Below are 23,512 nucleotides of genomic sequence, written 5' to 3'. Positions count from 1 at the left end.
ACATTATACAATTAAAGAAGCTCGAAGATACTTGCTGCTCCCTGTCCCGTACCTACACACATAGAAACCATTCCGTACTTGTTTCCACGTCTTCTCATTTCGTCAAGAAGCTGAACGGTTAATTTAGTTCCGGTACATCCAAGCGGGTGGCCAAGAGCGATAGCACCTCCGTTGACGTTAAGGATATCAGGGTTTAATCCTAATTCCTTTTTGATCGCCACAGACTGTGATGCAAAGGCTTCATTCAATTCAATTAATTCAATATCTTTTAATTCAAGACCGGCTTGTTTTAACGCTTTTGGAATCGCGTAAATCGGTCCCATACCCATAATTCTAGGCTCAAGACCTGCAGCTGCATAAGCTACCAATCTTGCTTCCGGCTCAAGACCTAATTCTTTTACCATTTCTTCACTCATCACCATTACGAAAGCAGCTCCGTCGCTCATCTGAGATGAATTTCCGGCTGTTACACTTCCGCCGTTGGCGAATACAGGTCTCAGTTTAGCAAGACCTTCCAGAGAAGTATCTTTTCTAGGCCCTTCATCTACAGAAAAGTCAAACTTTTTAGACTGCATTTTCTGGTTGTCGTCCAGGAAATTATATTCTACAGGAATAGAAACGATCTGATTGGCAAATTTTCCTTCAGCATTAGCTTTTAAAGCTTTCATATGCGATTCAAAGGCAAACTGATCCTGTTCTTCTCTTGTAATATTGTACTGTTTGGCTACTTCTTCAGCAGTGTAACCCATTCCCCAGTAATAATCAGGGTTTGTTTTTGCAATATCTGTTTCTGGAACCGGCTTGTAACCACCCATCGGGATATAAGACATAGATTCTGTACCTCCTGCGATGATACAGTCTGCCATTCCCGCCTGGATTTTTGCAGAAGCAATAGCAATAGCCTCACTTCCTGATGCGCAATATCTGTTTACAGTAACTCCCGGAACTTTATCGGTATTCAATCCCATTAAAGAAATCAGACGGGCTACATTCAGTCCCTGTTCAGCTTCCGGCATTGCGTTTCCTACGATAAGGTCGTCAATTCTGTTTTTATCTAATTGTGGTAGCTCAGCCATTAATTTTTCAATAACTGTAGCGGCCATCACGTCGGGTCTTGTGAATCTTAAACTTCCTTTTGGAGCTTTTCCTACGGCAGTTCTGAAACCCTTTACTATATATGCTTGTTTCATTGTTTAGAAGTTAGAAATTAGAGGTTAGAAATTAGATTCTAACCGTTTATTAAATTAGTTTTAAACTTGTAGATCATCTTCTGAATTTCATTTAGATTATTTAGTAAAGGTGCAATCTCTGTTTCCTTTTCAAAATTTAGTTCAACCAAAAGAATTAATTGTGTTTCAAGTTCATAACAAGAACCTGAGGCAATTCCTAAAAACTGATAAAATTCTTTTACATTATTTCGTCCTGCACCTTCTGCAATATTAGAAGGAATAGAAACCGCACATCTCTTTATTTGTGAAATAAGCCCAAACTTTTCATCAGTAGGGAGTTTTTCTGTTATCAGATAAACATCCTTTACTAACATCATTGATTTTTTCCAAATAAGTAGATCCTGTAATCTATGCGCTTTCATTCTAACTTCTAATATCTAAAATCTAACTTCTAATTCCTTAGCGGTTTCCCATTCTGCAACATATACTGAATTCTCTCCAAAGTTTTTCTCTCACCACAAAGTTGAAGGAAGGTTTCTCTTTCAAGGTTCAATAAGTATTGTTCGGTAACTACCGTTGGTTCAGAAAGATTTCCACCGACCATTACGTTGGCTAGTTTGTCAGCAATTTTCTTGTCGTGTGCAGAGATGAAGTTTCCGGTAAGCATCTGGTCTGTTCCTACGTAGAACATTCCTAAGGCGTCTTTTCCTAAAACTTTTACTCTTTGCTCGATAGGTTGAGTATAACCCTGTTCGGCCAATAATTTTGCTACTTTTTTAGCTTCAGCGATCTGTCTGTTTTTGCTTACGGATACAATGTCTTTTCCTTTTTCAAGAATTCCCATATCGTAGGCTTCATAAGCGGAAGTTGCTACTTTACCCATGGCGATGTTCATGAATGCTTCACGAAGTCTGTTGTTTTTAACGTCATCGCTGTGGAATTCTCTGGAAGTTCTTAACGTAAGTTCTTTGGTACCACCACCACCAGGAATGACCCCAACTCCGGTTTCTACCAATCCGATGTAAGTTTCTGCTGCGGCAACCACTCTGTCTGCGTGCATGGTCATTTCGCAACCACCACCAAGCGTCATTCCGTGAGGAGCAACGACTACAGGAATAGAAGAGTAACGTACTCTCATCATGGATTTCTGGAAATAGGCAATCGCCATATTCAGATCGTCCCAGTCCTGTTCGATAGCCATCATCAGGATCATGGCAAGGTTGGCGCCTACAGAGAAATTGGTTCCCTGGTTTCCAACAACCAATCCGTCGTATTCTTTTTCTGCTAAATCGATAGCTCTGTTTAATCCGTCAAGAACTTCGCCTCCGAGAGAATTCATTTTTGAGCGGATCTCAAAGTTGATGATACCGTCACCAAGATATTCAATAGCTGCCCCTGAATTGCTCCAAAGTGTTTTGTTCTTTCTGATATTGTCTAAGATAATAAAGGCATCCTGACCAGGGATTTTGTTGTATTCCCCTGAATTTTTGTCAACGAAGATACTTTGACCTTCATCATTTACTTTATAGAAAGCTTCTACATTTTTTACCCAGTCCGAAACTTCGTAACCTGCATCTTTAGCTAATTCAATACCTTTTTGAACGCCTACAGCATCCCAAATTTCAAACGGTCCGTTTTCCCATCCGAAACCTGCTCTCATAGCGTCGTCTATTTTGTAAACTTCGTCTGAGATTTCAGGAACTTTATGAGAAACGTAAGCGAATAGGGCTCCCAGAGATTTTCTGTATAATTCGCCGGCTTTATCTTTTCCACCAATTAAAACTTTGAATCTGTCAATTGGCTTATCTATATTTTTCGTTAATTCCAAAGTTGGGAAAGAAGATTTCCCCTGTAGTTCATATTCTAATGTATCAAGGTTCAATCCGTGGATTTCAGATTTTCCTTCTGCATTTTTCACTTTTTTGTAGAAACCTTGCTCAGTCTTAGAACCTAGCCACTTATTATCCATCATTTTCTGGATATAGCCTGGAAGGGCAAAAACGTCATTAAAGTTGTTGGCTTCAGCACCGCTCTGACGAACGCCGTTGGCTACCATAACCAAGGTATCAAGACCTACCACATCAGCCGTTCTGAATGTTGCTGATTTTGGACGTCCGATGACAGGACCGGTTAATTTATCAACTTCAGAAACAGTCAGTCCTAATTTCTGTACGTTGTGAAGAAGATCCATCATGGAGAATACCCCGATTCTGTTCGCGATAAACGCCGGAGTATCTTTGGCTAAAACGGTAGTTTTTCCTAAGAATTTCGCTCCATAGTTCATGTAGAAGTCAACCACTTCCGGAAGGGTTTCCGGGGTAGGGATGATCTCCAGAAGAGGAAGGTATCTTACCGGGTTGAAGAAATGTGTTCCCGCAAAGTATTGTTTGAAATCATCGCTTCTTCCTTCAATTAGAAAATGAATAGGAATTCCTGATGTATTAGAAGAAATTAATGTTCCCGGCTTTCTGAACTGTTCAATTTTTTCATAAACAGATTTTTTGATATCAAGTCTTTCAACGACTACTTCAATGATCCAGTCTGTGTTTTTGATCTTCTGAAGATCATCATCGAAGTTTCCTACCTTAATTCTATCTGCAAATTTCGGAGAATAGAGAAGGGCAGGACTTGCTTTTTTCAGTTTTTCAAAGTTTTCAGAAGCAATTCTGTTTCTTACCACTTTGTCATCTTTGGTCAAACCTTTTTTCTGCTCAGCTTCTGTCAGTTCAAAAGGAACGATATCCAAAAGGGACACTTCCACGCCAATGTTGGCGAAATGTGCCGCAATACCGCTACCCATAATTCCTGAACCAAGAACCGTTACATGTTTGATTCTTCTTTTCATATGTAAATTTTTATTATTTGCTAAAACCATAGGTTACCATATGGATTTCCTACAATTTATTTTCTGTTATTTAATAATTCGTTTGCAATTTTCATGATTTCGGACATGACTTCCTTGAACGTTTCAATTTTCTCGGGAGCGATCTTCTCCATCACCTTTTTGTTAAAATTGACGACCACTTCTTTTGACATATTCCTTGAATTCAGACCTTTATCTGTAAGTTTAATGATCACTTCCCTTTTATCGGCAGTGGTTTTTTCCTTATAGATGTATCCGTTATCTTCAAGAAGCTTGATGATTCTTGTCAGAGAGGTGGGCTCGATCGCCATTTTAGGACCTAAGTTGGTACTTCGGGTGCCTTCCTTGGGATCAATTTTAAGAAGAGTGAGGGCCTGTACAGCGGTAGAATCATGCTCTTGAGCAAGTTCTGTGTACATTTTAGAAACAGCCAGCCAGGTCTGTTTTAAAACTAAATCTACGTTTTCTATTTTTTCTTTATTATTATCCATCATTTATGTACGAATGGTGTTACCCAAATTTAGTAAATATTATGCATGCATAGTATTTATTAACGTTAAATTTTGTTAATAATCTGATAGTAAACGAGTTAAATTGTATGATTAGCATAATACTATGCATGCATAGTATGTGAAATATTTAACAGAAACGTAGTATTAGTGAATGTTTTTAACGGAATCTATTATTTCTTCGAAAGATTCACATTGTTGTTTGGAGGTGTTGGTAAGAATATCCCAAAAACCGTCTTTATACTCAAAATGCAGGGCAGAAAGGTCTTTTTCGAAATTTTTCTGCAGCAGGGAATAGAGCATTTCTTTATGAACCTGCGGAGCCTGAATGGAAGGCGGAACGAAATTATCATTCACCTGAAATAAGGATACATTGGTCAGTTCATCATGCTGAAGCAATACATCTTCTACGAGTCCGGAAAAAAGCTGATTATCCTTCACATACCAGATTTTGTCTGCAAACTCTTTGGCCAGTCGCCAGTCGTGGGAAGAAAATAAAATAATTTTGTTTTGTTCTTTAGCCAGCCTGCGGAGTGTTTTTAAAATGATAAGCTTGTTTTTTTCGTCCAGATGCGTCGTAGGCTCATCCAGGATAATAACCGGCGAATTTTGGGTAATGGCACGTCCTATAAATGCTTTCTGCAAATTCCCATCCGATAAGTTTTTAAGAAGAGTGTATTTATATTGTCTGAGATCCAGCTCATCAATGATGTCGGAGACTTCTTCTCTGTCTTCTTTCTTAAGTTCAAAATAGAAAGGATAATAAATATATTTCCCCAGTGAAATCAGGTCTTCAACAGTATAATGCTGCGGAACATTTGATTTAGAGAAAACGACCGCAATATTTTCTGCAATTTCTTTAACGGAAAGATCTTTTATATTTTTCTGGTTGATTAAAATTTCTCCGCTTAAGAGGGAAATTTGATGCAAAATAGATTTGATCAGCGTAGTTTTCCCAACCCCATTATTTCCAATCAGGAGGCACACATCACCCAGTTTCAGATCTGCCTGAGCATTTGAAATTAAGGTTTTGTCGTAGCCTATATTAGCTTGTCTGATTTCCAGGTGCATATTAATTTAGATCTATTTATTACATCAAATATATAATTTATAACTTTCTCAAAATCTGCCTGATCTGCGAAATCAGCGAGCAAAAAAATAATCTCACGCAGATTTTCCAGATAACACAGATCCTATTTCCGGCTTAAAAAATTCACAATTCACCGTTCACTCATTCATTTTCACACCTTATTCTGCTTCAAAAGCATCAGCAAGATCACCGGTATTCCAAATACAGAGCTTATCACATTCAAAGGTATCTGTGTTTTTTCAGCTACTACCGAGAAAAGCATCATCACCAACATTCCGAGAAACATATTCAGAATCCATTGTTGCCACAGTTTAGATGGATTATAGATCAGTCTGCAAAAATGCGGAACAATGATCCCAATAAATAGAATAGGCCCCAAAAATGCCGTAATAGAAGCCGAAAGTAGGGAAGATGCCGCAATGATCAAAATCTTCAGCTGATTGAGATTAACTCCCAAACTCTGTGCGTAAGATGTTCCCAATGAATTCCCAATTAATGGTTTTATAGTTTTAAAGCAGAAAAACATTCCGATGAAAACCAGAATAGATAATACATAGATCTGGTTTCGGGTCACCATATTATTAGCCCCGAAAGACCACAGAATATAGTTTTTCAGACTCTGATTTTCTGCATAGAACTGTAACAGAGAAACTACCGCTCCCGCAAACGCAGAAACGAGAAATCCGAATATAATAAGATAAGATTTATCCTGAAATTTATTCGACATGGAAAGGAGAACCAGCATCAGTACAAGACTTCCTGCGATGGCTGAAAAGCTGAGAAAGCTGTTCTGCAAAAATTCAGGGATCAGGAAATCGTGAGAAAAGAAAATATAAAAGGCTACGGATAGACTGGCTACCGATGTGATTCCCAAAATATCCGGACCGGCCAGCGGATTTTGAAAGTATTCCTGCATCAGGAAACCGGAAGTCGGAATTGAAATCCCGGCTAAAAGCATAACCAGCACACGGTTGATACGGATCTCAGCAATCTGGCTCTGATCAGAATCCTGAAGAAAATCCTGCAGGTTTAAACTTAAAAATCCTGTGTTCAGATTGATGACCGCAGTAAATATAATAGCGGCCGTCAGCAGTAAACACAGGATCTTGAATTTTTTTGACATTATTCAGAAAGAATCTGGATGTTTATTTTAAGAGAGCTTCAACTTTAGAATTCAATATTTCTTCAGTCATCATGCCCAGATATTCATCGGTTTTATCACCTTTTCTCATATAGGTAAAAGGAATCGAGCCGCCGTCCCACTGTTTGAAATTAGTGGTAAAAAAGGTTGGGTCAAGTTTCTGGCCGTCTAGAAGAATAATACTAGAGGCAAGGTTGTTTTCCTGTGCAAATCTTTTCACAGCGCTGTTCCACTCAGACTTATCATCAAGGTTGATGAACGTGAATTTTACCGGTTTCCCTTTCAATTCCTCCATTTTATTTTTAAAATGAGGGATTTCTCTCATACATGGTCCGCACCATGTTGCAAAGAAGTTGGTAACATATAAAGTGTCATTTTTCTGAGCTAAATATTTTCCAAGATTCTCCGGAGAAAGTTCCTTTGAAGTGTAAGCACCTGCTGCAGGAGCTGTATGATCTGTTACGGAAACTGAATCTGCTACAGCTGTATCTTCCATTTTTTGCCCTTCTTTTTTACAACTGTAAAGAGCGGTAAGAATAAGCGTGGATAAAATTATCTTCTTCATAAATTATTTTTTGACTATTTTTGAATTGAAGTATGGAACAACAAATCTATAAAGGGAAACTGATACAGTTTCATCCGTTAAAAATAGCGAAAAAGGAACAACTTACCAAAAATACTTTTTCTCTGGAATTCGATATTGCAGAGAATTTACGGGAGAATTTCAAGTTTGAAGCAGGACAGTTTGTGAGCATAAAATTCAGGGCTCATGGTGAAGAAGTCATTAATGATTATTCAATGACCTCGGCGCCGTATGAAAAGAAAATCTGTCTTGGGATCAAGGTGAATTCTTCTGAGGGAGCCACTTCAGAGTTGTTCAGAAATTATAATGTGGGTGATGAACTGATGGTAGGAGAGCCTTCCGGAAGATTTACACTGGTTTCGAAGCCAAGCGAGTTCCGGACAATCGTTGCATTCGCAGCAGGTATTGGAATTACTCCTGTTTTGAGTCATTTTAAAAATATTCTGCATACAGAACCGCGTACTAGATTATTTTTGTTTTTTGGAAATAAAAGTTCGGAAGAAGTTATCTACAGGGAACAACTGGATCATCTTGCCAAAATGCACGGTGACAGGCTTCAGATCTTTTATTTTTTCTCAAAGGAAAAAACAGCCGACCAGTTTTTCTATGGAAGACTGGATGAAAAAAAACTGAATTTAATCATCAATCAAATTCTTCATCTGGATGATACAGACGAAGAATCTACCATCTGGGATGCCGTAGATGAAGTACTGATTTGCGGAAAAGGAGAGATGATAAAATCGCTGGCTAATGCATGTTACCACCACGGAATTCCTAAAAAGAATATTCATTTTGAGCTTTTTGAAGAATATAATGACGATATTTATCCTGTAGAAAAGGAATTTCCTCTGATTGAGAACGTAGAAGTAGCCTTCACAATGCTTGGAAAAGCGTATGAAGCTCATCTTCCGGATAACAGGGAAAAGATTCTTCAACAGCTTCTTATTCAGAATTTTCCGGTACCTTATTCATGTAAATCAGGGATCTGTGGAAGCTGCGAATGCTATCTTGAAGAAGGGGAGGTAGAACTTCTTGAAAATGAATATTTAACGGAAAAAGAAGAGGCCCAGGGAAAAATACTAGCGTGTATGTCTATTATAAAAAGTAAGAAAATAAAGCTTAACTTTGACCTTAGTTGAGAATCATCAGGAACATATTTAACTTAACTTTTGTATCAGTAGAAATAGGAATTCTGGTGATATGTCTGTGCAATGCCTGGGTTTTCGGGCTTACCAACGGACGTACCTATACCAAAATCTCAAAAATACCTCCACGTGAGGTTGCTCTGGTTTTGGGAACCTCCCCAAAGATGAGATCCGGGCTTTCCAATCCTTATTTTACGAAAAGGATGGATGCTGCAGCACTTCTGTATCATCATGGAAAAATCAAAAAAATCATCGTAAGCGGTGAGAAAAGTAGAGGGTATAATGAACCCGCTGCCATGAAGAACTATTTAGTGAATCAGGAAGGTGTTCCGGGAGATATTATTATCGAAGATCCGAAAGGATTCAATACCTATAAAAGTATTCTGCGTTGTAAAGACGTCTACAAAAAGAAAGATGTGATCATTGTATCACAGGGATTTCATAACCTGCGTGCTTTATTTTTTGCGAGGAATAATAATATGAATGCACTGGGATTTGACGCTCAGGATGTCAATAAGCCTGAAAGCTACTACAGAAACCAGGCCCGCGAAGTGCTCGCAAGAGTGATTGCTGTAGTCTATTTCATATTGGGAATCTCTCCGGATTAGAAAGGATATCCGAATGCTATGTTTAAAGTAGGTTTGAAAGGCTGGAAATTTTTAAATCTCCATCGGTCACCTTCAGGTTTATTCGGATCATAGATTTTGTAGGCAAGGTCAACTCTCAGTGTGATATAAGCCACATTTACCCTTAATCCAAATCCGCTTCCTATTCCCATTTGCCCTAAGAATTTATTGAATTTAAATTCATCTCCATAACTGTTGTCTTCCCCGGGTTTTCTGATGCTCCAGGTGTTTCCTATATCGGTAAATACAGCACCTTCATACATTTCATTAAACGGAACCCTGTATTCTATATTCGTGGTCAGTTTTAAGTTGTTGGTCATATAGGTACGTACTCTTTCATCAACCTGAGAGTCTGAAGGCCCCAATCCTCCAAATGCAACCCATGCTCTGATGTCATTGGATCCACCGTTGAAATAAGATTTGATAACAGGCATATCCTTAGAGTTCCCGTAAGGAACACCTACTCCGATAAACTGACGCAAAACCAACGTCTGGTTTCCATTGAATTTAAAATATTTTCTGGTATCGATATCAAATTTCACAAACTGTGCATAAGGAATTCCGAAGATGGTTCTCTGAGGGCTCGCCACAACACCTCCCGCATCTCTTTTCTGGTTGAATATACTTAAGATATTACCGGCAAGCTCTACTTTTCCATTAAAATAAAAGGCGTTCGGATAATCTTTTTTACCAATCTCACTATACACAAAATTATAAATCATGGAAGAAATGATGATATCCTGTGTCTGTCTGTCTTTATTGACAATAGTTCCTTTGAATGCGGTCAGAAGATCCAGACCTTTCTGATCAAGAGTCTGTTGATAATTGGGATCAGTAATGATCTGCTTTGAAACATAGTCAATACTTACTTGCCCTGAATTGAACTGGTCTTCAATATTGGCAATAGCCTGAACACCCTTACTGTAAGCAAAAAAGTTCTTAAACGTATTGTCTCTTATAATCTCGTCATTGGCAAAGTAACTATAATAAGCATCTTTGTTTTTCGTAAGACTGATCTGAGTATTGAAAAGGGTCAGTCTGTGTGATACCTGATCATTCACATTGGCCTGATAATTCAATCCGGTATTAAAGTTAACCCTTCCCAAACCGATATTATTCTGTACCGATGCTCCCAAAAGGATGGAAGAAGTAGGTGTATATCTTTTCGGAAGAAGTTTATAATAATCGAACGGTAGAAGAAGTCTCGGGAAATTAAGAGAAGCCTGCGCGGAAATTTCGTAAGCAAGGTCTTTCTTATCAATGTTTTTCGTACTTCTTATGGATCCGAATGTTCCTGAAATGCTGGTCGAAAGGTTTTCTGCTCCTTTGAAAACATTTCTGGTCGTAAGGTCTACAGAAGGAGATACCCCAAGATTTAAAAGCTGGGAGTAATTGATATCCGTTCCTACTTTAAGTTCGTATTTCGGAAGAGGTTTCAACAGATAAAGGACATCAACGATACTGTCATTAGGTGAAGTTCCACCGCCTCTTCTTAAAGAATCTCTGGCTTTCAGAATACTGAAGTTATTCATCGCAATGAAATTTCTTTTCGTGAGGTCAAGATTCTTTTGATCGTACACTTTCTTGCTGTCTACAATAACTGCTCTCCATAGGGAAGAAGTCTTGTAGTTGTTGTCCATCTTATGGAACCTGATTCTTCTTAAACTGTCCTTGATGGTATGCTTGGGAAAATCATTTGCTTCATTGACAATGGCCACATCAATATTTCCTATTGTGGCCACTTTATAAGGATGATCTGCAGAATCTTTATGAATCTCCAGTGTAAGAGGAACCTGTTTTTTGCTTTTCAGGGAATCTGCTACGAAATAAACCTCTTCATTGGAGCTGTTGAATCTGTAATATCCGTTTTCACGCATCAGATCTGTAATTCTTGTTACTTCCTTTTCAAGAACGGTCTGGTCAAGCCTCTGTCCGGATCTTATCAGACTCTTGTCCAGTTTTTGCCAGTAAAGGCCTTTTACGGTAGGGTCGGTAATATTATAATAGTAATCCTTGATATAGGTAGGATCGTTATGTCTAACGAAATAATTAACGGCTGCTTTTTTAGATGCTGAGTCAATAGAGTGTTTAACATGTACATCGGCATCCCAAAACCCTCTGTATATCAATCTTTTTTCAATAGATTCCGTGCTTTTTTCACTTCTGGTCTGATCCAGAATCACGGGTGGCGTTCCCCAGCTGTGAAGCAGACGATCCAGAAACAGTGTTTTGCCCACACTGCTTTTCATATTGTATTTAAGGAAAAGCGAATCTCTCAGTTTCTGATTTCTCATCTCATCCGGATACGTCATGTATTCGTTGAGTAAAGTATCATACTTAGGATTGGCCATATTATAAAACCCCAACGTCAGTGGAATAAACAGAAGTTGCTTTTTATTAGGCTTCTGCTGGACGTAATCCTTCAGTTCTTCATCGATGGATTCTTTCCTGTCTTCAAACTCAAAAGTGTTCTTAGTAAGCAGATATTCACCGTCCGGAACTTTTTTTGTTGTACTGCAGGCATAAAGGAGACCAACAAATGTTGCAAATGAGATAATTTTATAATATTTTTGAGGAGAATTCTTATAATGCTTACAGCTCATACAATAAAAATTTTACAGTCTTTAGATAAAAAGAAGTTCAGACAAAAATACAATTTGTTTTTGGTTGAAGGTAATAAAATCATTTGTGAACTTCCTCAATCTAATTTTAAAGTTAAAGAAATATTTTCTACCGATCCGCAAAAACTGGACCGTACTGATGTGCCCATTATTCAGATCACTGAAAATGAGCTGAAAAAAATCAGCTTCCTTAAAACGCCTAAAGATTCTGTGGCAGTCTGTTATCTGCCGGAAGATGAAAAAATGGAAGATAAGGATGTTCAGTTGGTTCTGGATGGAATTCAGGATCCCGGTAATCTGGGGACCATTATTCGTCTGGCAGACTGGTTCGGGATAGAGCAGATTATCTGCAGTGAAGATACGGTGGATGTTTATAATCCCAAAGTGATTCAGGCCACCATGGGCTCTTTCACGAGGGTGAATATCATTTACACTGATCTTGTGGAATATCTTTCGAAAACGGAAAACGTGAATATCGGAACCGATATGGAGGGAGAAAATATTTATACTTTCGAAAAACCGAAAAAATTGAATCTTATTCTGGGAAATGAAGGAAACGGAATGCGTCCGGAAACAGAAAAACTTCTTAATCAATGCATCACCATTCCAAGATTCGGAAAATCGCAATCTACAGAAAGCTTAAATGTTTCTATGGCGGCGGGAATTATTCTGGGGCAATTATTTTCCAGATAGAAATTAGAGGTTAGAAGTTAGATATTAGTTGATGAAAGTCCAAATATCATTATGAGTTTTTTAGAATAACTTAAAATTCTAATGACAAGGATGTTTTTTTCACGAAAACATCTAACCTCTAATATCTAACCTCTAATTTCTATATCAACTGTTCCAGACTCGAAACACTTTTATTTTTCTGATACACTTCCAGTTTTTTTCTGACATATTTCAGGGCAATAGGAGCGAGGTAGATCATGGCTGCACCGAGAAGTTTTTTCTTCCAGTTCGGGCTTTTCATATTCTTTTTGGCATAGTTTCCTACAACGGCAGTGATTCCAAGCTTAATCAGACTGTCTGTCACATTACCACCTAAAGCTGTACTGGCAATACCTACTGCCGTATTCTTGTTGATGAACATATCCTTGACTTCAGAAGTGAGATGTCTTGCAATAACATCTTTTCGCAGAACTACTTTCTCATCACCGTCTTCATCTACTTTTTCCTGCAGATATTGGTCTGTAAGGCCATTTGTGAAGGCGCTAAGGCTCTCTTTTGTGTTTTTAAAAGTGAGTAAATTTTCCAGATCACTGATTTCACTTTGGAGCAGTTTTTTCTTTCTTCTCAGTTCTTCGATGCTTTCGTATTTTCTGCCCATAGCTTAATGATTTAAAAATTTAATAACCTGATCTGCAACCATATTGACAAGTTTATTTTTAAAAGAAATAATAAATGCCATCACGATCACATAGAATCCAGCAACAATCAGGAATCCGTACGATGTATTATCCAACGCCTTACCGATAAGAAATGCGATTCCAAAATTAAAAAGGATAATAAAAAAAGTAAAAGCAACTAGCAGCACTACAAAGTAGGTAATGAGCCCTGCAGAAAGAGAGGATTTTTCAGTAGCTTCAATTTTCAGAAGATCTATTCTCTTTGATGCATATTCTTTAATAGTCTCTATCATTGTTTTTTTTTAAAGTTACAAAAAAAGGAACTTTCGCGCAAAAAGTTCCTTCCCATAATTTACTCAAAAAATAAACTATTTATTTTTTAAGATCATTCAATTCTGCTTCTACATCCTTTACTACGTCTGCAGTTTTGGAAACAATCTGATCTTTGTATTTATCGTATCCGTCTTTTACCGTATGGGCTACATTGCTGGCTGTATCCTTGAAAGTAGAAGAGATATTGCTGTACTGATCTTTTACTTTTTCAGAAACCTCGCCATATTTGTTTTTAGCCTGGTCTTTTAGGTCACCTGCTTTATCTTTGATTTTTTTTCTTGTTTCTTTACCTTCTTCTGGCGCATAAAGCATTCCTAAGATTACACCTGCTGCAGCACCTGCTAGAAGTCCTGCCAATATACCTGCTGTATTTTTTCCGTTTTTAGACATTTTTTAGCTTTTTTAATAGTTAATAAATATTAGTTTTTTACTGGGTCAAAATGTACAATTTGTATACCAAAGGGGGTATAGTGGCTATTAAAAATTGTTAAATCTTTCTGATGTGAGATAGAATCAGATCTATGGTTTCGTCTTTTGTAAGGGCTGTATTGTCGATCACAATAGCATCTTCAGCTTGCTTTAACGGGGCAATTTCCCTTTCACTGTCGATCTTGTCACGATCTATAAGGTTTTGTTTTACCTGGTCTCTGTCTGCATGGATTCCCAGGCCTGCCAGTTCAAAATATCTTCTGTTGGTTCTTTCGTCAATACTGGCAGTCAGAAAGAATTTATAGTCCGCATTTGGCAGAACTACTGTCCCTATGTCACGTCCGTCCATAATAATGCCGCCTTTTTCTGCCAGCGAACGCTGTGAGTGAAGCAGGAAATCCCTTACTTCTTTCTGTTTGGCCACAATACTGACATTGTCGGAAACTTCGTTGGCACGGATTTGTTTGGAAATATCAATATGATTAAGGTATAGAACCAGCTCGCCTTCATTGTTTCTGAATTCAAGTTCGATCTGGTCTAAAGAAGAGAAGAGCTCCTTAAGGTTGATAGAATCGCCGCCATCCATACAGTTCTGTAATGCAAACCACGTAACTCCCCTGTAAAGCGCGCCGGTATCCAGGTGGATAAGACCCAGTTTATCGGCAATAACTTTAGAAATTGAACTTTTTCCGGTAGACGAGTACCCATCGATAGCTATTACAGGTTTTTTCATACCGCAAATTTCAAGAATTTTTTTAAAAAATCAAGGAAACGCAGAAAAAATTTCTTTATTATTCTTAAAGATTATGGTTGAGCTTACTCTCCTGCGTGGCTGCTAAGGTCCATAGAAACTCCTATCTGGTTCACATTGGATGAGTTGTGGTAGCGGATATGAGCATAGTCTATACGGAATCTTCTTAATTTAATTCCGAATCCTCCTGAAAGCCCTGAAAAGTTTCTCTGATCTGCCACAGCAAGCTCATTTCCTCTTTTCGCATTATATCCAAGCCTTATATTAAAGCCTTTTTCGGGGAAAAGCTCAGCGCCCACAGAAAAGTGGTCTGCCAGTTTTCTTCCGAAGCCTACTTCCTGTCCGTTTACATTATATTCCTGCGAAATATCGAACTGTTGAAGATCGTGAGCAGTAATGGTAATGGCAAGCGGTATGGCTTTTAGGATTCTTGTGTAACCCATATCTATCCTGAATGGAAGATTTTCTCTGGTTCCGTTAAAAGATTTCAGTTGAAAACCGAAATTTCTCATCACAAGAGAAAGGGCTTCTTTGTTCTTTTTATTATGATAGGTAATCCCTGCAGTTCCGGAGACTGCGGAAGACGTATAGTTGTCTATTTTTGAAGTGATGAAATTGATGCCTCCACCAATGGTCCAGTCTTCTTCAAACTGGTAAGCATAGCCAGCACCGATAGCTACATCAGAAGCTTTAAAGTCCCCGTTTTGCTCACCGCTTTCATCGGTTCTGGGAGTACTTCCGTAGGTCATGTATCTGGCATTCACCGTGGCCATATGCCCGTTGTCGAAATCTCTTGCGTAGGCGATGGTACCATACTTAGAGTCGGCAAGGTAAGCTGTGGCATTCACGGAAAGCTGTTTGTCTGAATCTCTGTTTAAAAGGGACGGGTTTGCAATAGCAAAGGAAACATCATGGTCTCTGACGGAAATTGCATCGCCACCCAGGGCAGCCTGTCGGGCAGATACAGGGATGTTTAAGAAAGGATAAACATTTGTTCCTGTTTGCGCATAAGAAACAATTCCTGACAGAAATAATGAAAAAATGACAATTTTCTTCAATTCAATTTATAATTAATGCAAAAATAATCCTTTTTCGTACTTAACAAAATATTTCTGACATTATTTCTACGTAAATATTTTTCTTTTTTCAATATTTTTAATGATTATATTTGCAAAATCAAATTTCGGAGAAAATAGCTCCGGTAAAGCTTATTAAAAATTAAAGATGAAATATAAAAGAATCCTTCTAAAACTGAGTGGTGAGGCCTTAATGGGGAACAGACAATATGGTATTGACAATGAAAGACTGCAGGAATATGCTGCTGAGATCAAAACAGTAGTAGAAAAAGGCTGCGAAGTAGCGATCGTTATTGGAGGAGGAAACATTTTCCGTGGAGTAGCAGGTGCTGCAAAAGGAATGGACAGAGTGCAGGGAGATTATATGGGAATGCTGGCAACCGTGATCAACGGGATGGCGCTTCAGGGAGCCCTTGAAGATGCAGGAATCAAAACCAGACTTCAGTCTGCCATTGAAATGGATAAAGTAGCTGAGCCTTTCATCAAAAGAAGAGCCGTAAGACACCTTGAAAAAGGAAGAGTCGTAATCTTCGGAGCCGGAACCGGAAACCCTTATTTTACAACAGATACGGCAGCAACTTTGAGAGCTATCGAAATCGGGGCGGATGTGATCTTAAAAGGAACCAGAGTAGACGGTATCTATGACAGTGATCCTGAAAAGAATGCAGATGCGGTAAAATACAACTCATTATCATTCGACGAGGTATATGCTAAAAACCTTAAAGTAATGGATATGACTGCCTTCACATTAAGCCACGAAAATAAATTGCCGATCATCGTATTCGATATGAATAAAGACGGGAACTTACTGAAGATTGTAGAAGGAGAAAATGTAGGAACTTTAGTGGATTTATAGGGAGAAGGTGGCAGATAATAGGTGGCAGGGGTTTGAAAATTTAAATATTTAATGATTTAAAAATTGAAAGATTTAGAGATTCAGAGATTTTGGAATTTAGAAATTACCCATTGCTTATTATTCATTACCCATACCTTATTATTCATCATTTATAAAAATGTGTAACTTATCAAATTTTAACTATATAATGGAAGAATTAGATCTTATATTAGAATCTGTAAAGCAGGACATGGATGGCGCTATAAAGCACTTGGATCATGCATTTCAAAGAATTAGAGCAGGGCGTGCTTCTACGTCAATGGTTCAGGATGTAATGGTAGAATATTACGGAGCTCCGACTCCTATCAACCAGGTTGCCAATGTTTCTGTGCCGGATGCAATGACCATCTCTATTCAACCTTGGGACAGAACGGCTATTGGTGCGATTGAAAAAGCAATCATCAACTCAAACCTTGGTTTTGCACCTTCTAATAACGGGGAAAATATTATTCTTAATGTTCCGCCTTTAACAGAGGAAAGAAGAAGAGAACTGGCGAAACAGGCTAAAGTAGAAGCTGAAAATACAAAAATAACCGTAAGAAACGCAAGACAGGATGGTTTGAAAGAACTTAAAAAACTGGAAGGTGTTTCTGAAGACGTAGTAAAAGGCGTGGAAGACGAAATCCAGGGTTTTACGGACAAATATGTAAAGCTTTGCGACGAGCATCTTAAGACGAAAGAGGCTGAAATTATGAAAGTATAATTGTCAGGCTTTCAATATAAAAAAAGAGGTTTCTAACGAAGCCTCTTTTTGTTTTTATATACATTTTGTTTCTCCTTTTTTATCCTTGTTTCTCAGCAAAGACTGGTAGGTTTTCATCAACTCATCTGTATGGCATTGGGTTTCCTTGTTTGGAATTTTATCGGGAGTAGGTTTCTCTGTGGCATCAGATTTTATAGAATACTGTTTTTCCAGGCACTTGATGGATTTGTTATTATGAATATAGAGGCGGCTTTCCGTGATGTCGTCTTTTGTGATAGGCTTTTCCGGGGTGCCTCCGTCAAAATTCCATCCTGTGTCTTCTTTAAAAATGAAGAACAGATTTCCGTCTTTGATAAAATACTGTTCCGTTGAGCCGAAATGACTGTATTCATCGTAGGAATGCTCAATGATTCGGATTTCTTTCTGATCGGAATAAAACGTCACTTTTCCTGATCTTTCGTCGTTGCAGTTGTAGGTAAAATCTGTAGATGTCAGTTTTTTGGATTCAAGCTGTTTCTGGAGTTTGCTGTATTCACTTTTAATCTCTTCTATAGGATCCACTGCATTTTTTATTTGTTTTGAATCCTTTTTAATGGCAAGGCTATCTTTGGAAAGCGGTGTTTGAAGAGCGGTTTTATCCTTATCATTTGTACATGAAAAAATAAAAACCAATCCGGCAGCGAGGAATAAGGTTCTCATATCATACTTTTTGGTGAACCTTAAAGCTACAAAATTATCTGCAAAATCTTTTCCTGAATACCAATCCCTGTCCGAAACTAATATCGCCGGGCTTTACGTTTGAAAAAGTAAAAATCCTGGATGTTACTTTTACAGGATGAAGTATGTAATTTCCATCTAAAGTAGCTTTGTAAAACTGCATCAGAAAAGCTCCGTTGTGTTCCTTCAATATTCCCCAAAGTTCTTTTTTATCATTCTCACGAATTAAAAATACACTATCTTTTTCCACAGAAACAGGGCTGAGAAATTCAGGATTTCCTTTATAACAGTAAACAGTAGCCTGGTGCTGCCCTTTAGAGAATGTAAATAAAAAGAATAAAATGACAGATAATAGAGTGGTGTTCCTCACAATGAAAGAATATGAAAATTATTTTAACTAAATGATTTTTTCTCCTGTAAATATAACTTTTTACCACTGAGTACAAAAAGGAATATGTTACAACGATTAACCCCCAATAAAAAGACCCGAAAAACTCCGGGCCTTATAATTTTTAAATGATTAAATTCTTAAATCTTTCAATAAAAAAATTACTGATATCTCTTATGTTCCTTATTCTTCGAGAATCTCTTAACGATTGGTTTAAACAGTGCTTTGTACTTTTCAGCATCAAACAGCTGTGAGTCGGTAAGGGCTTTATAGGTCATCCATATTCCAAACGGAAGAAGGATCAGGTTCGGAAGCCATGCGGCTAAATAAGGACTCATTCCGCCTCCCCAAGCAACATTCTCGATACCAAGATTCATCACATAGAAAATAATGAAAATAACAATCGCAATGATCACCGGAAGTCCCATTCCTCCTTTTCTGATGATGGATCCTAAACTCGCTCCGATCAGGAAGAAGATGATGCATGTTACGGAATAAGAAATAATTCTCTGCTGGTAAATAACAACTTTACTGAAGTATTTTATATTGGAGCTGAATTCGTTCTTTTTTCCTTCAGCGGTATTTTTCAGGTTTTCAAGTCTGCTGTATGAATTATAAATGATCTGCAGTTTCTTTTCTCCCTTTACGGTATCCAGTTTTATCTGTTGTTTTGCAACACTTTTAGACTTGGTTTTATCCATATAGGTCACTACAGAATTGGTCTGGCTAAGCACATCGGAACTGATGGAGGTGAAAAAGTCATTATTGTCTTTTTTACTTTTAGCAACAGTAGCATTAAGCTGTCCGTACGTCTGAAAACGATAGTCATCCGTGATTTGCTCCTTTTCAATAGCTTTGTTAATGATCTCACTGATGTCAAAGTGTGAAACCAGCGTGTCAAATTTAATGGCCTGATCAGGTTGTTTCAGTCTTACATTTTCACTCTTTCCTGCAAAATTGTCTTCAAATACATATCCGTTATACAACTCCAGTTTCAGGAAATTCTTGTTGGCGGCAGGAACGAATTTTCCTTTTTCAGCTACAATAGACTGTTGGTTTTCATAAGTGCTGGCTTTCCTGTGTACAAAAACACCTTCGATACTTTCTCCGTTTTCTCCGTAGATCTTATCAAATTTCACCATATAACCCGGAATCTGGTCGATGAACTGTCCCGGCGTGAAGTTTAAGGCAGGTTTAGTCTGTGCGATATTGAAAAGCATATTCTTCGCCTTTTTCTGGAAATCCGGAATAATATTATTGGAGAAAAAGAAAAGCATGACTGCGAGTACTGTTGCGACCCCCAGCAGAGGTGCCATAACTCTTGTCAGGGAAATTCCCGCTGCCTTCATCGCTGCGAGCTCATACCGTTCTCCAAATTCACCGAAGGACATGATACTCGCCAGAAGAATCGTAAGCGGAAGCACCATACTGATCACACTTACCCCAAGGTAAAAAAGAAGTTTCAGGATCTGCCAGTAGCTTAATCCTTTTCCCATGAACTGCCCCAGCTGAACCCAGATAATGTTTACAATAAAGATGAAAAACAAAACGCTGAATATAAAGAAAAACGGTCCAAAGAAGGTTTTTATGATATATCGGTCTAGTATTTTTAACATGCGCCAAAATTAATCAAAAAGCCACAAAGTTTACTTGTGGCTTGTATAATTTTTATTACTTTTTATTTAACTGCAAAAAGAAGAAGAGTGGAATCTGCAAATTTATGAGCCAGCCCTTTCCCCATTTCACTTTTTTAAAGTTCCGTGATCACGTAATTTTTGAACTTATTTTTGTCAAAAACAAACATATTCGGGTCCAGTTCCTGGTTTTCCTTGTATTCTTTGATGGCAATAACGGCTACGTCTTTGTTGTTCCCGTGCTGCTCAAGTTTTACCATTTGCTTTTTCGCTGAGTCTACAAAAATGTATACATATTGAATTCCATTGGATTTCACCGGAGTCAGTTTAATGAAATCAGCATTCACGCCATTTACATTTTTCTTTCCGTTGTAGGTTACATTGTAATCATTTCTGTATGTTGAAAGATAGTTGATAGGGGAGAACATGCTGCTGCTTCCGTTAGGTTTTGCAACCGTTACTTCCATATCATCTGCATTGATGTTGTAGATTTTGCTTCCGTCGAAGATCTGTTCTGTATCCATGATCTTCAGTTTATACTTTTCTCCGGCGGAGTAATAAATACCGGGTTCTGTTTTGGTCACCTGTCCGTTCAAGCCGGTCCCGAAAGAAAACTTAAAATAAGAATTCTTTTTAGACTTGTAGTTGGCTGTGATGTCATCCAGAATTTTTTTAGCTTTCGCATCAATTTTCTGTGCCGGGACAAATCCTACAGCACCGATAACAAAACTTCCGACTATAACTTTTGAAATAATATTTTTCATTTTTTATTTAATATACTTTAAACATTCTAATGCTTCCGGATTGACTCTGTGAAGCATTTTTTCCTCTAACTACGCAAATCTTCCAAAAACTGTTCCAAAGAATGAAGATCACTGATAATGACCTCTCTGGCCTTTGCTCCGTTAAATCCACCTACGATACCGGTTGCTTCAAGCTGGTCCATGATTCTTCCAGCTCTGTTATAACCCAATTTAAGCTGTCTCTGTAGCATAGAAGTAGAACCCTGTTGTGTAGAAACGATAATTCGTGCTGCTTCTTCAAATAAGGCATCTTTTTCATTAGGATCGAAAGCACCTACTGTACTTGTGGAATCTTCAGAAACAAATTCAGGCAATAAGAATGCTGATGAATATCCTTTCTGTTCACCGATATATTCTGCCAGTCTTTCCACTTCCGGTGTATCGACGAAAGCACACTGAAGTCTTAAGATCTCGTTTCCGTTGAAATAAAGCATATCTCCTTTACCAATCAGCTGATCTGCACCCGGAGAATCCAGGATCGTTCTTGAATCCACACTGGAAATTACCCTGAAGGCAGCCCTTGCCGGGAAGTTAGCTTTGATCATCCCTGTAATTACGTTTACTGAAGGTCTCTGTGTCGCTACAATAAGGTGAATTCCTACGGCTCTTGCAAGCTGTGCCAGTCTGGCAATCGGAAGTTCAACCTCTTTTCCTGCCGTCATAATAAGGTCTGCAAACTCATCTACAACCAGTACAATATAAGGAAGAAAACGGTGCCCGTTCTCAGGATTCAGTTTTCGTTCTGTGAATTTCTTGTTGTATTCCTTTAAGTTTTTACAGAATGCATTTTTAAGAAGATCATATCTCGTGTCCATCTCTATACAAAGAGAATTCAGGGTATTGATCACTTTATTGGTATCTGTGATGATGGCTTCTTCAGCATCCGGAAGTTTAGCCAGATAATGTCTTTCAATTTTTGAATACAGGGATAGTTCTACCTTCTTAGGATCCACCATCACAAATTTCAGTTCGCTCGGATGTTTTTTGTAAAGAAGGGAAGTAAGGATTGCATTAATCCCGACAGATTTACCCTGTCCTGTAGCACCTGCCATCAGTAAGTGAGGCATCTTCGCAAGATCGGCCATAAAGACTTCGTTGGAAATTGTTTTTCCGAAAACTACCGGAAGATCCATATCCGTATTCTGGAACTTATGAGAAGCAATCACAGAACGCATGGAAACCATGGTAGGGTTTTTTCTCGGAACTTCAATTCCGATCGTTCCTTTCCCTGGCATCGGTGCAATAATCCTGATCCCAAGAGCGGAAAGATTCAGCGCGATATCATCCTGAAGCTTTTTAATGGCAGATACTCTGATTCCTGCTTCCGGAACAATTTCGTATAAAGTAACTGTTGGTCCGATCGTCGCTTTGATCTCGGAAATACCAACGTTGAAGTTCTTTAAAAGCCCTACAATTTTATTTTTGTTTTCTTCTAATTCCTCTTTGTTGATTGAAATTTCTTCATTACCATAATCCTTCAGCAATTCTACCGTTGGCATCTGGAATCCGGCCAGATCAAGCTTGTGATCGTACAATCCGTGTTTTTCTACCAGTTCCTGTGATTTTTTATCTGAATCATCCAGCACATCAATAACCGGAGCTACTTCCACATTGAATTTAATGTTATCCTGCGCCGGCATCGTGGAAACAGGAGGAACCGGAGTGATAGCCGGACTTACCGGTGTCATATCAAATGCCTGTTCCGGAGTTGATGTTGGAACAGAAGGTTTCGTGTTCAGATTTAAGCTGACAGGTTTTTCCTCTTCCTCAAAAGAAGTATGGTTAGGCGTTACAATCGTTTCTATATCCGTTGAAGGCTGAACTTCAGGAAATCCTTTAGGTACGCTTACAGGTTCCTGTTCTTTCGCTTTTGTTTTATTGGAAAGATCTGTTACGGTAACATTGGAAACGGCTTCCTGAGCTTCCTCTTCAAGTTCTTCATCCGCTTCAAAGTTTTCCTCTGAACTAGGCATCATAGATTTCACTCTGCCGATTGTATTGTCATTGATCTTATCCAGTTTAGATTTGATAGAGCTTGGACGGAGATTGAATTCCAAAATGAAATAGAGAAGGATGCTGGCAGCCAAAACCACCCAAAGTCCTACAGATCCGATAATGGCATTAAGATAATCCATGATCTGGTATCCGTACACACCACCCAAAACACCCTGTCCTTTAGTCACCGCTCCCATGAAGATAGGCAGCCAGCAGATAAAAAACAGTGAATGACCGATGGTTTTCCATGGCTTGAAGGTTCTTTTTTTAAGAATTAAGGTACCCACCACCAGGAATAAGAAGGCGATAATAAATGAGGCAATTCCTATGCTTTCGAATATAAAAATATTCCCCAGCCAGTCGCCTACCTTCCCAAAGATATTTGAAGATTGTATTGTTTTATCGGTCATTGTTCCTGCCTGGCTCTGATCAGCCTTCCAGTTCATCAGATAAGAGACGAACGAAAGGGTCAGAACGACAGAAAAAAGAATGAAGGTAAGCCCGAAAAATATGCGGGGCTTAGATAAGATTTTGCCTTTATCAGGCGATTCAGTCGGTTTTGTCTGTGTCTTTTTATCCATAATATCAATGTGGGCAAATTTAATGTTTTTTCAACATTAATAGAATCTTTTTTTGTTCAAAAGATAGCGTAATTTAGGTTTATTTTTTAAAATTACACAGCGTTTTTAAGA

The 23,512-nt window shown here is 38.3% G+C and carries 23 protein-coding genes; 5 read left to right on the top strand and 18 right to left on the bottom strand.

Features of this window, described 5'->3' with window-relative positions; all coding sequences use genetic code 11:
* Positions 1–11: 11 nt before the first annotated feature.
* The 7 genes from BM143_RS11750 to BM143_RS11720 all read right to left on the bottom strand — a co-directional run bounded on the left by BM143_RS11750 (position 12) and on the right by BM143_RS11720 (position 7,337).
* The gene (locus tag BM143_RS11750) at positions 12–1,190 is read right to left on the bottom strand and encodes a thiolase family protein (RefSeq protein WP_090024658.1); all 1,179 of its coding nucleotides are present in this window, start codon (positions 1,188–1,190) and stop codon (positions 12–14) included.
* Positions 1,191–1,228: 38 nt separating this feature from the next.
* Positions 1,229–1,591 (bottom strand): four helix bundle protein, encoded by a 363-nt coding sequence (locus tag BM143_RS11745; protein ID WP_090024657.1) that lies wholly within the window; start codon positions 1,589–1,591, stop codon positions 1,229–1,231.
* Between the two features lie 29 nt (positions 1,592–1,620).
* Positions 1,621–4,014, bottom strand: coding sequence for a 3-hydroxyacyl-CoA dehydrogenase/enoyl-CoA hydratase family protein (locus BM143_RS11740; RefSeq protein WP_034727921.1), 2,394 nt, complete (start codon positions 4,012–4,014; stop codon positions 1,621–1,623).
* A 56-nt stretch (positions 4,015–4,070) separates the two neighbouring features.
* Complete coding sequence (locus tag BM143_RS11735) at positions 4,071–4,523, bottom strand: MarR family winged helix-turn-helix transcriptional regulator (protein ID WP_034727924.1); 453 nt, start codon at positions 4,521–4,523, stop codon at positions 4,071–4,073.
* A gap of 165 nt (positions 4,524–4,688) precedes the next feature.
* On the bottom strand, positions 4,689–5,612 hold the full coding sequence (locus BM143_RS11730; RefSeq protein ID WP_090024656.1) for an ABC transporter ATP-binding protein: 924 nt from the start codon (positions 5,610–5,612) through the stop codon (positions 4,689–4,691).
* A gap of 170 nt (positions 5,613–5,782) precedes the next feature.
* Positions 5,783–6,754, bottom strand: a complete 972-nt coding sequence (locus BM143_RS11725) for an iron ABC transporter permease (RefSeq protein WP_090024655.1) — start codon at positions 6,752–6,754, stop codon at positions 5,783–5,785.
* A gap of 22 nt (positions 6,755–6,776) precedes the next feature.
* A complete protein-coding gene (locus BM143_RS11720; RefSeq protein WP_090024654.1) occupies positions 6,777–7,337 on the bottom strand; it encodes a TlpA family protein disulfide reductase in 561 nt (186 codons plus the stop codon).
* A gap of 32 nt (positions 7,338–7,369) precedes the next feature.
* Between BM143_RS11720 and BM143_RS11715 the strand changes: the two genes are divergently transcribed.
* Both BM143_RS11715 and BM143_RS11710 read left to right on the top strand, forming a co-directional pair.
* Positions 7,370–8,494: a ferredoxin--NADP reductase gene (locus BM143_RS11715; protein ID WP_090024653.1), complete on the top strand. Its 1,125-nt coding sequence runs from the start codon at positions 7,370–7,372 to the stop codon at positions 8,492–8,494.
* A 56-nt stretch (positions 8,495–8,550) separates the two neighbouring features.
* A complete protein-coding gene (locus tag BM143_RS11710) occupies positions 8,551–9,108 on the top strand; it encodes a SanA/YdcF family protein (RefSeq protein WP_394332573.1) in 558 nt (185 codons plus the stop codon).
* Here BM143_RS11710 and tamL read toward each other — a convergent pair.
* Positions 9,105–11,729 (bottom strand): translocation and assembly module lipoprotein TamL, encoded by a 2,625-nt coding sequence (tamL, locus tag BM143_RS11705; protein ID WP_090024651.1) that lies wholly within the window; start codon positions 11,727–11,729, stop codon positions 9,105–9,107. The genes BM143_RS11710 and tamL overlap by 4 nt on opposite strands.
* On the opposite strand from tamL, the gene BM143_RS11700 reads away from it, so the two are divergent.
* Positions 11,715–12,440 carry a TrmH family RNA methyltransferase gene (locus BM143_RS11700; protein ID WP_090024650.1) on the top strand — a complete coding sequence of 242 codons (726 nt, stop codon included), beginning with the start codon at positions 11,715–11,717 and terminating at the stop codon, positions 12,438–12,440. The genes tamL and BM143_RS11700 overlap by 15 nt on opposite strands.
* A gap of 139 nt (positions 12,441–12,579) precedes the next feature.
* Here the strand turns inward: BM143_RS11700 and BM143_RS11695 are convergent, their stop codons facing one another.
* From BM143_RS11695 to porQ, 5 genes are all read right to left on the bottom strand, one after another.
* Complete coding sequence (locus BM143_RS11695; protein WP_090024649.1) at positions 12,580–13,077, bottom strand: phosphoribosyl-ATP pyrophosphatase; 498 nt, start codon at positions 13,075–13,077, stop codon at positions 12,580–12,582.
* Positions 13,078–13,080: 3 nt separating this feature from the next.
* Positions 13,081–13,389: a phage holin family protein gene (locus BM143_RS11690; protein ID WP_090024648.1), complete on the bottom strand. Its 309-nt coding sequence runs from the start codon at positions 13,387–13,389 to the stop codon at positions 13,081–13,083.
* A 79-nt stretch (positions 13,390–13,468) separates the two neighbouring features.
* Positions 13,469–13,819, bottom strand: a complete 351-nt coding sequence (locus BM143_RS11685; RefSeq protein ID WP_034727820.1) for a YtxH domain-containing protein — start codon at positions 13,817–13,819, stop codon at positions 13,469–13,471.
* A 97-nt stretch (positions 13,820–13,916) separates the two neighbouring features.
* On the bottom strand, positions 13,917–14,591 hold the full coding sequence (cmk, locus tag BM143_RS11680) for a (d)CMP kinase (RefSeq protein ID WP_090024647.1): 675 nt from the start codon (positions 14,589–14,591) through the stop codon (positions 13,917–13,919).
* 83 nt (positions 14,592–14,674) lie between these two features.
* The gene (gene porQ, locus BM143_RS11675) at positions 14,675–15,667 is read right to left on the bottom strand and encodes a type IX secretion system protein PorQ (protein WP_034727823.1); all 993 of its coding nucleotides are present in this window, start codon (positions 15,665–15,667) and stop codon (positions 14,675–14,677) included.
* Positions 15,668–15,833: 166 nt separating this feature from the next.
* Here porQ and pyrH point away from each other — a divergent pair, with 166 nt between their 5' ends.
* Positions 15,834–16,541 carry a UMP kinase gene (gene pyrH / locus BM143_RS11670; RefSeq protein WP_047453289.1) on the top strand — a complete coding sequence of 236 codons (708 nt, stop codon included), beginning with the start codon at positions 15,834–15,836 and terminating at the stop codon, positions 16,539–16,541.
* A gap of 187 nt (positions 16,542–16,728) precedes the next feature.
* Positions 16,729–17,283 carry a ribosome recycling factor gene (gene frr / locus BM143_RS11665; RefSeq protein ID WP_034727827.1) on the top strand — a complete coding sequence of 185 codons (555 nt, stop codon included), beginning with the start codon at positions 16,729–16,731 and terminating at the stop codon, positions 17,281–17,283.
* Between the two features lie 54 nt (positions 17,284–17,337).
* On the opposite strand, the gene BM143_RS11660 is transcribed toward frr, so the two are convergent.
* From BM143_RS11660 to BM143_RS11640, 5 genes are all read right to left on the bottom strand, one after another.
* Positions 17,338–17,982 (bottom strand): hypothetical protein, encoded by a 645-nt coding sequence (locus BM143_RS11660; protein WP_090024646.1) that lies wholly within the window; start codon positions 17,980–17,982, stop codon positions 17,338–17,340.
* A gap of 34 nt (positions 17,983–18,016) precedes the next feature.
* Positions 18,017–18,370, bottom strand: coding sequence for a hypothetical protein (locus tag BM143_RS11655; RefSeq protein WP_090024645.1), 354 nt, complete (start codon positions 18,368–18,370; stop codon positions 18,017–18,019).
* 179 nt (positions 18,371–18,549) lie between these two features.
* A complete protein-coding gene (locus tag BM143_RS11650) occupies positions 18,550–20,004 on the bottom strand; it encodes an LptF/LptG family permease (protein ID WP_090024644.1) in 1,455 nt (484 codons plus the stop codon).
* 134 nt (positions 20,005–20,138) lie between these two features.
* A complete protein-coding gene (locus BM143_RS11645) occupies positions 20,139–20,786 on the bottom strand; it encodes an outer membrane lipoprotein periplasmic chaperone LolA1 (protein WP_090024643.1) in 648 nt (215 codons plus the stop codon).
* A 65-nt stretch (positions 20,787–20,851) separates the two neighbouring features.
* The gene (locus tag BM143_RS11640; protein WP_090024642.1) at positions 20,852–23,401 is read right to left on the bottom strand and encodes an FtsK/SpoIIIE family DNA translocase; all 2,550 of its coding nucleotides are present in this window, start codon (positions 23,399–23,401) and stop codon (positions 20,852–20,854) included.
* Positions 23,402–23,512 lie beyond the last annotated feature (111 nt).

The sequence above is a fragment of the Chryseobacterium oleae genome (assembly GCF_900115055.1).
Taxonomy (GTDB): domain Bacteria; phylum Bacteroidota; class Bacteroidia; order Flavobacteriales; family Weeksellaceae; genus Chryseobacterium; species Chryseobacterium oleae.
The sequence above is the reverse complement of the archived record's forward strand: the minus strand, read 5'-3'. Positions and strand labels throughout refer to the sequence as shown.

What these genes read in the sequence shown, in the direction of transcription:
- BM143_RS11750 (WP_090024658.1), bottom strand. Translation starts at nt 1,190, where the DNA reads ATGAAACAAGCATATATAGTAAAGGGTTTCAGAACTGCCGTAGGAAAA.
- BM143_RS11745 (WP_090024657.1), bottom strand. Translation starts at nt 1,591, where the DNA reads ATGAAAGCGCATAGATTACAGGATCTACTTATTTGGAAAAAATCAATG.
- BM143_RS11740 (WP_034727921.1), bottom strand. Translation starts at nt 4,014, where the DNA reads ATGAAAAGAAGAATCAAACATGTAACGGTTCTTGGTTCAGGAATTATG.
- BM143_RS11735 (WP_034727924.1), bottom strand. Translation starts at nt 4,523, where the DNA reads ATGGATAATAATAAAGAAAAAATAGAAAACGTAGATTTAGTTTTAAAA.
- BM143_RS11730 (WP_090024656.1), bottom strand. Translation starts at nt 5,612, where the DNA reads ATGCACCTGGAAATCAGACAAGCTAATATAGGCTACGACAAAACCTTA.
- BM143_RS11725 (WP_090024655.1), bottom strand. Translation starts at nt 6,754, where the DNA reads ATGTCAAAAAAATTCAAGATCCTGTGTTTACTGCTGACGGCCGCTATT.
- BM143_RS11720 (WP_090024654.1), bottom strand. Translation starts at nt 7,337, where the DNA reads ATGAAGAAGATAATTTTATCCACGCTTATTCTTACCGCTCTTTACAGT.
- BM143_RS11715 (WP_090024653.1), top strand. Translation starts at nt 7,370, where the DNA reads ATGGAACAACAAATCTATAAAGGGAAACTGATACAGTTTCATCCGTTA.
- BM143_RS11700 (WP_090024650.1), top strand. Translation starts at nt 11,715, where the DNA reads ATGCTTACAGCTCATACAATAAAAATTTTACAGTCTTTAGATAAAAAG.
- tamL (WP_090024651.1), bottom strand. Translation starts at nt 11,729, where the DNA reads ATGAGCTGTAAGCATTATAAGAATTCTCCTCAAAAATATTATAAAATT.
- BM143_RS11695 (WP_090024649.1), bottom strand. Translation starts at nt 13,077, where the DNA reads ATGGGCAGAAAATACGAAAGCATCGAAGAACTGAGAAGAAAGAAAAAA.
- BM143_RS11690 (WP_090024648.1), bottom strand. Translation starts at nt 13,389, where the DNA reads ATGATAGAGACTATTAAAGAATATGCATCAAAGAGAATAGATCTTCTG.
- BM143_RS11685 (WP_034727820.1), bottom strand. Translation starts at nt 13,819, where the DNA reads ATGTCTAAAAACGGAAAAAATACAGCAGGTATATTGGCAGGACTTCTA.
- cmk (WP_090024647.1), bottom strand. Translation starts at nt 14,591, where the DNA reads ATGAAAAAACCTGTAATAGCTATCGATGGGTACTCGTCTACCGGAAAA.
- pyrH (WP_047453289.1), top strand. Translation starts at nt 15,834, where the DNA reads ATGAAATATAAAAGAATCCTTCTAAAACTGAGTGGTGAGGCCTTAATG.
- frr (WP_034727827.1), top strand. Translation starts at nt 16,729, where the DNA reads ATGGAAGAATTAGATCTTATATTAGAATCTGTAAAGCAGGACATGGAT.
- BM143_RS11660 (WP_090024646.1), bottom strand. Translation starts at nt 17,982, where the DNA reads ATGAGAACCTTATTCCTCGCTGCCGGATTGGTTTTTATTTTTTCATGT.
- BM143_RS11650 (WP_090024644.1), bottom strand. Translation starts at nt 20,004, where the DNA reads ATGTTAAAAATACTAGACCGATATATCATAAAAACCTTCTTTGGACCG.
- BM143_RS11645 (WP_090024643.1), bottom strand. Translation starts at nt 20,786, where the DNA reads ATGAAAAATATTATTTCAAAAGTTATAGTCGGAAGTTTTGTTATCGGT.
- BM143_RS11640 (WP_090024642.1), bottom strand. Translation starts at nt 23,401, where the DNA reads ATGGATAAAAAGACACAGACAAAACCGACTGAATCGCCTGATAAAGGC.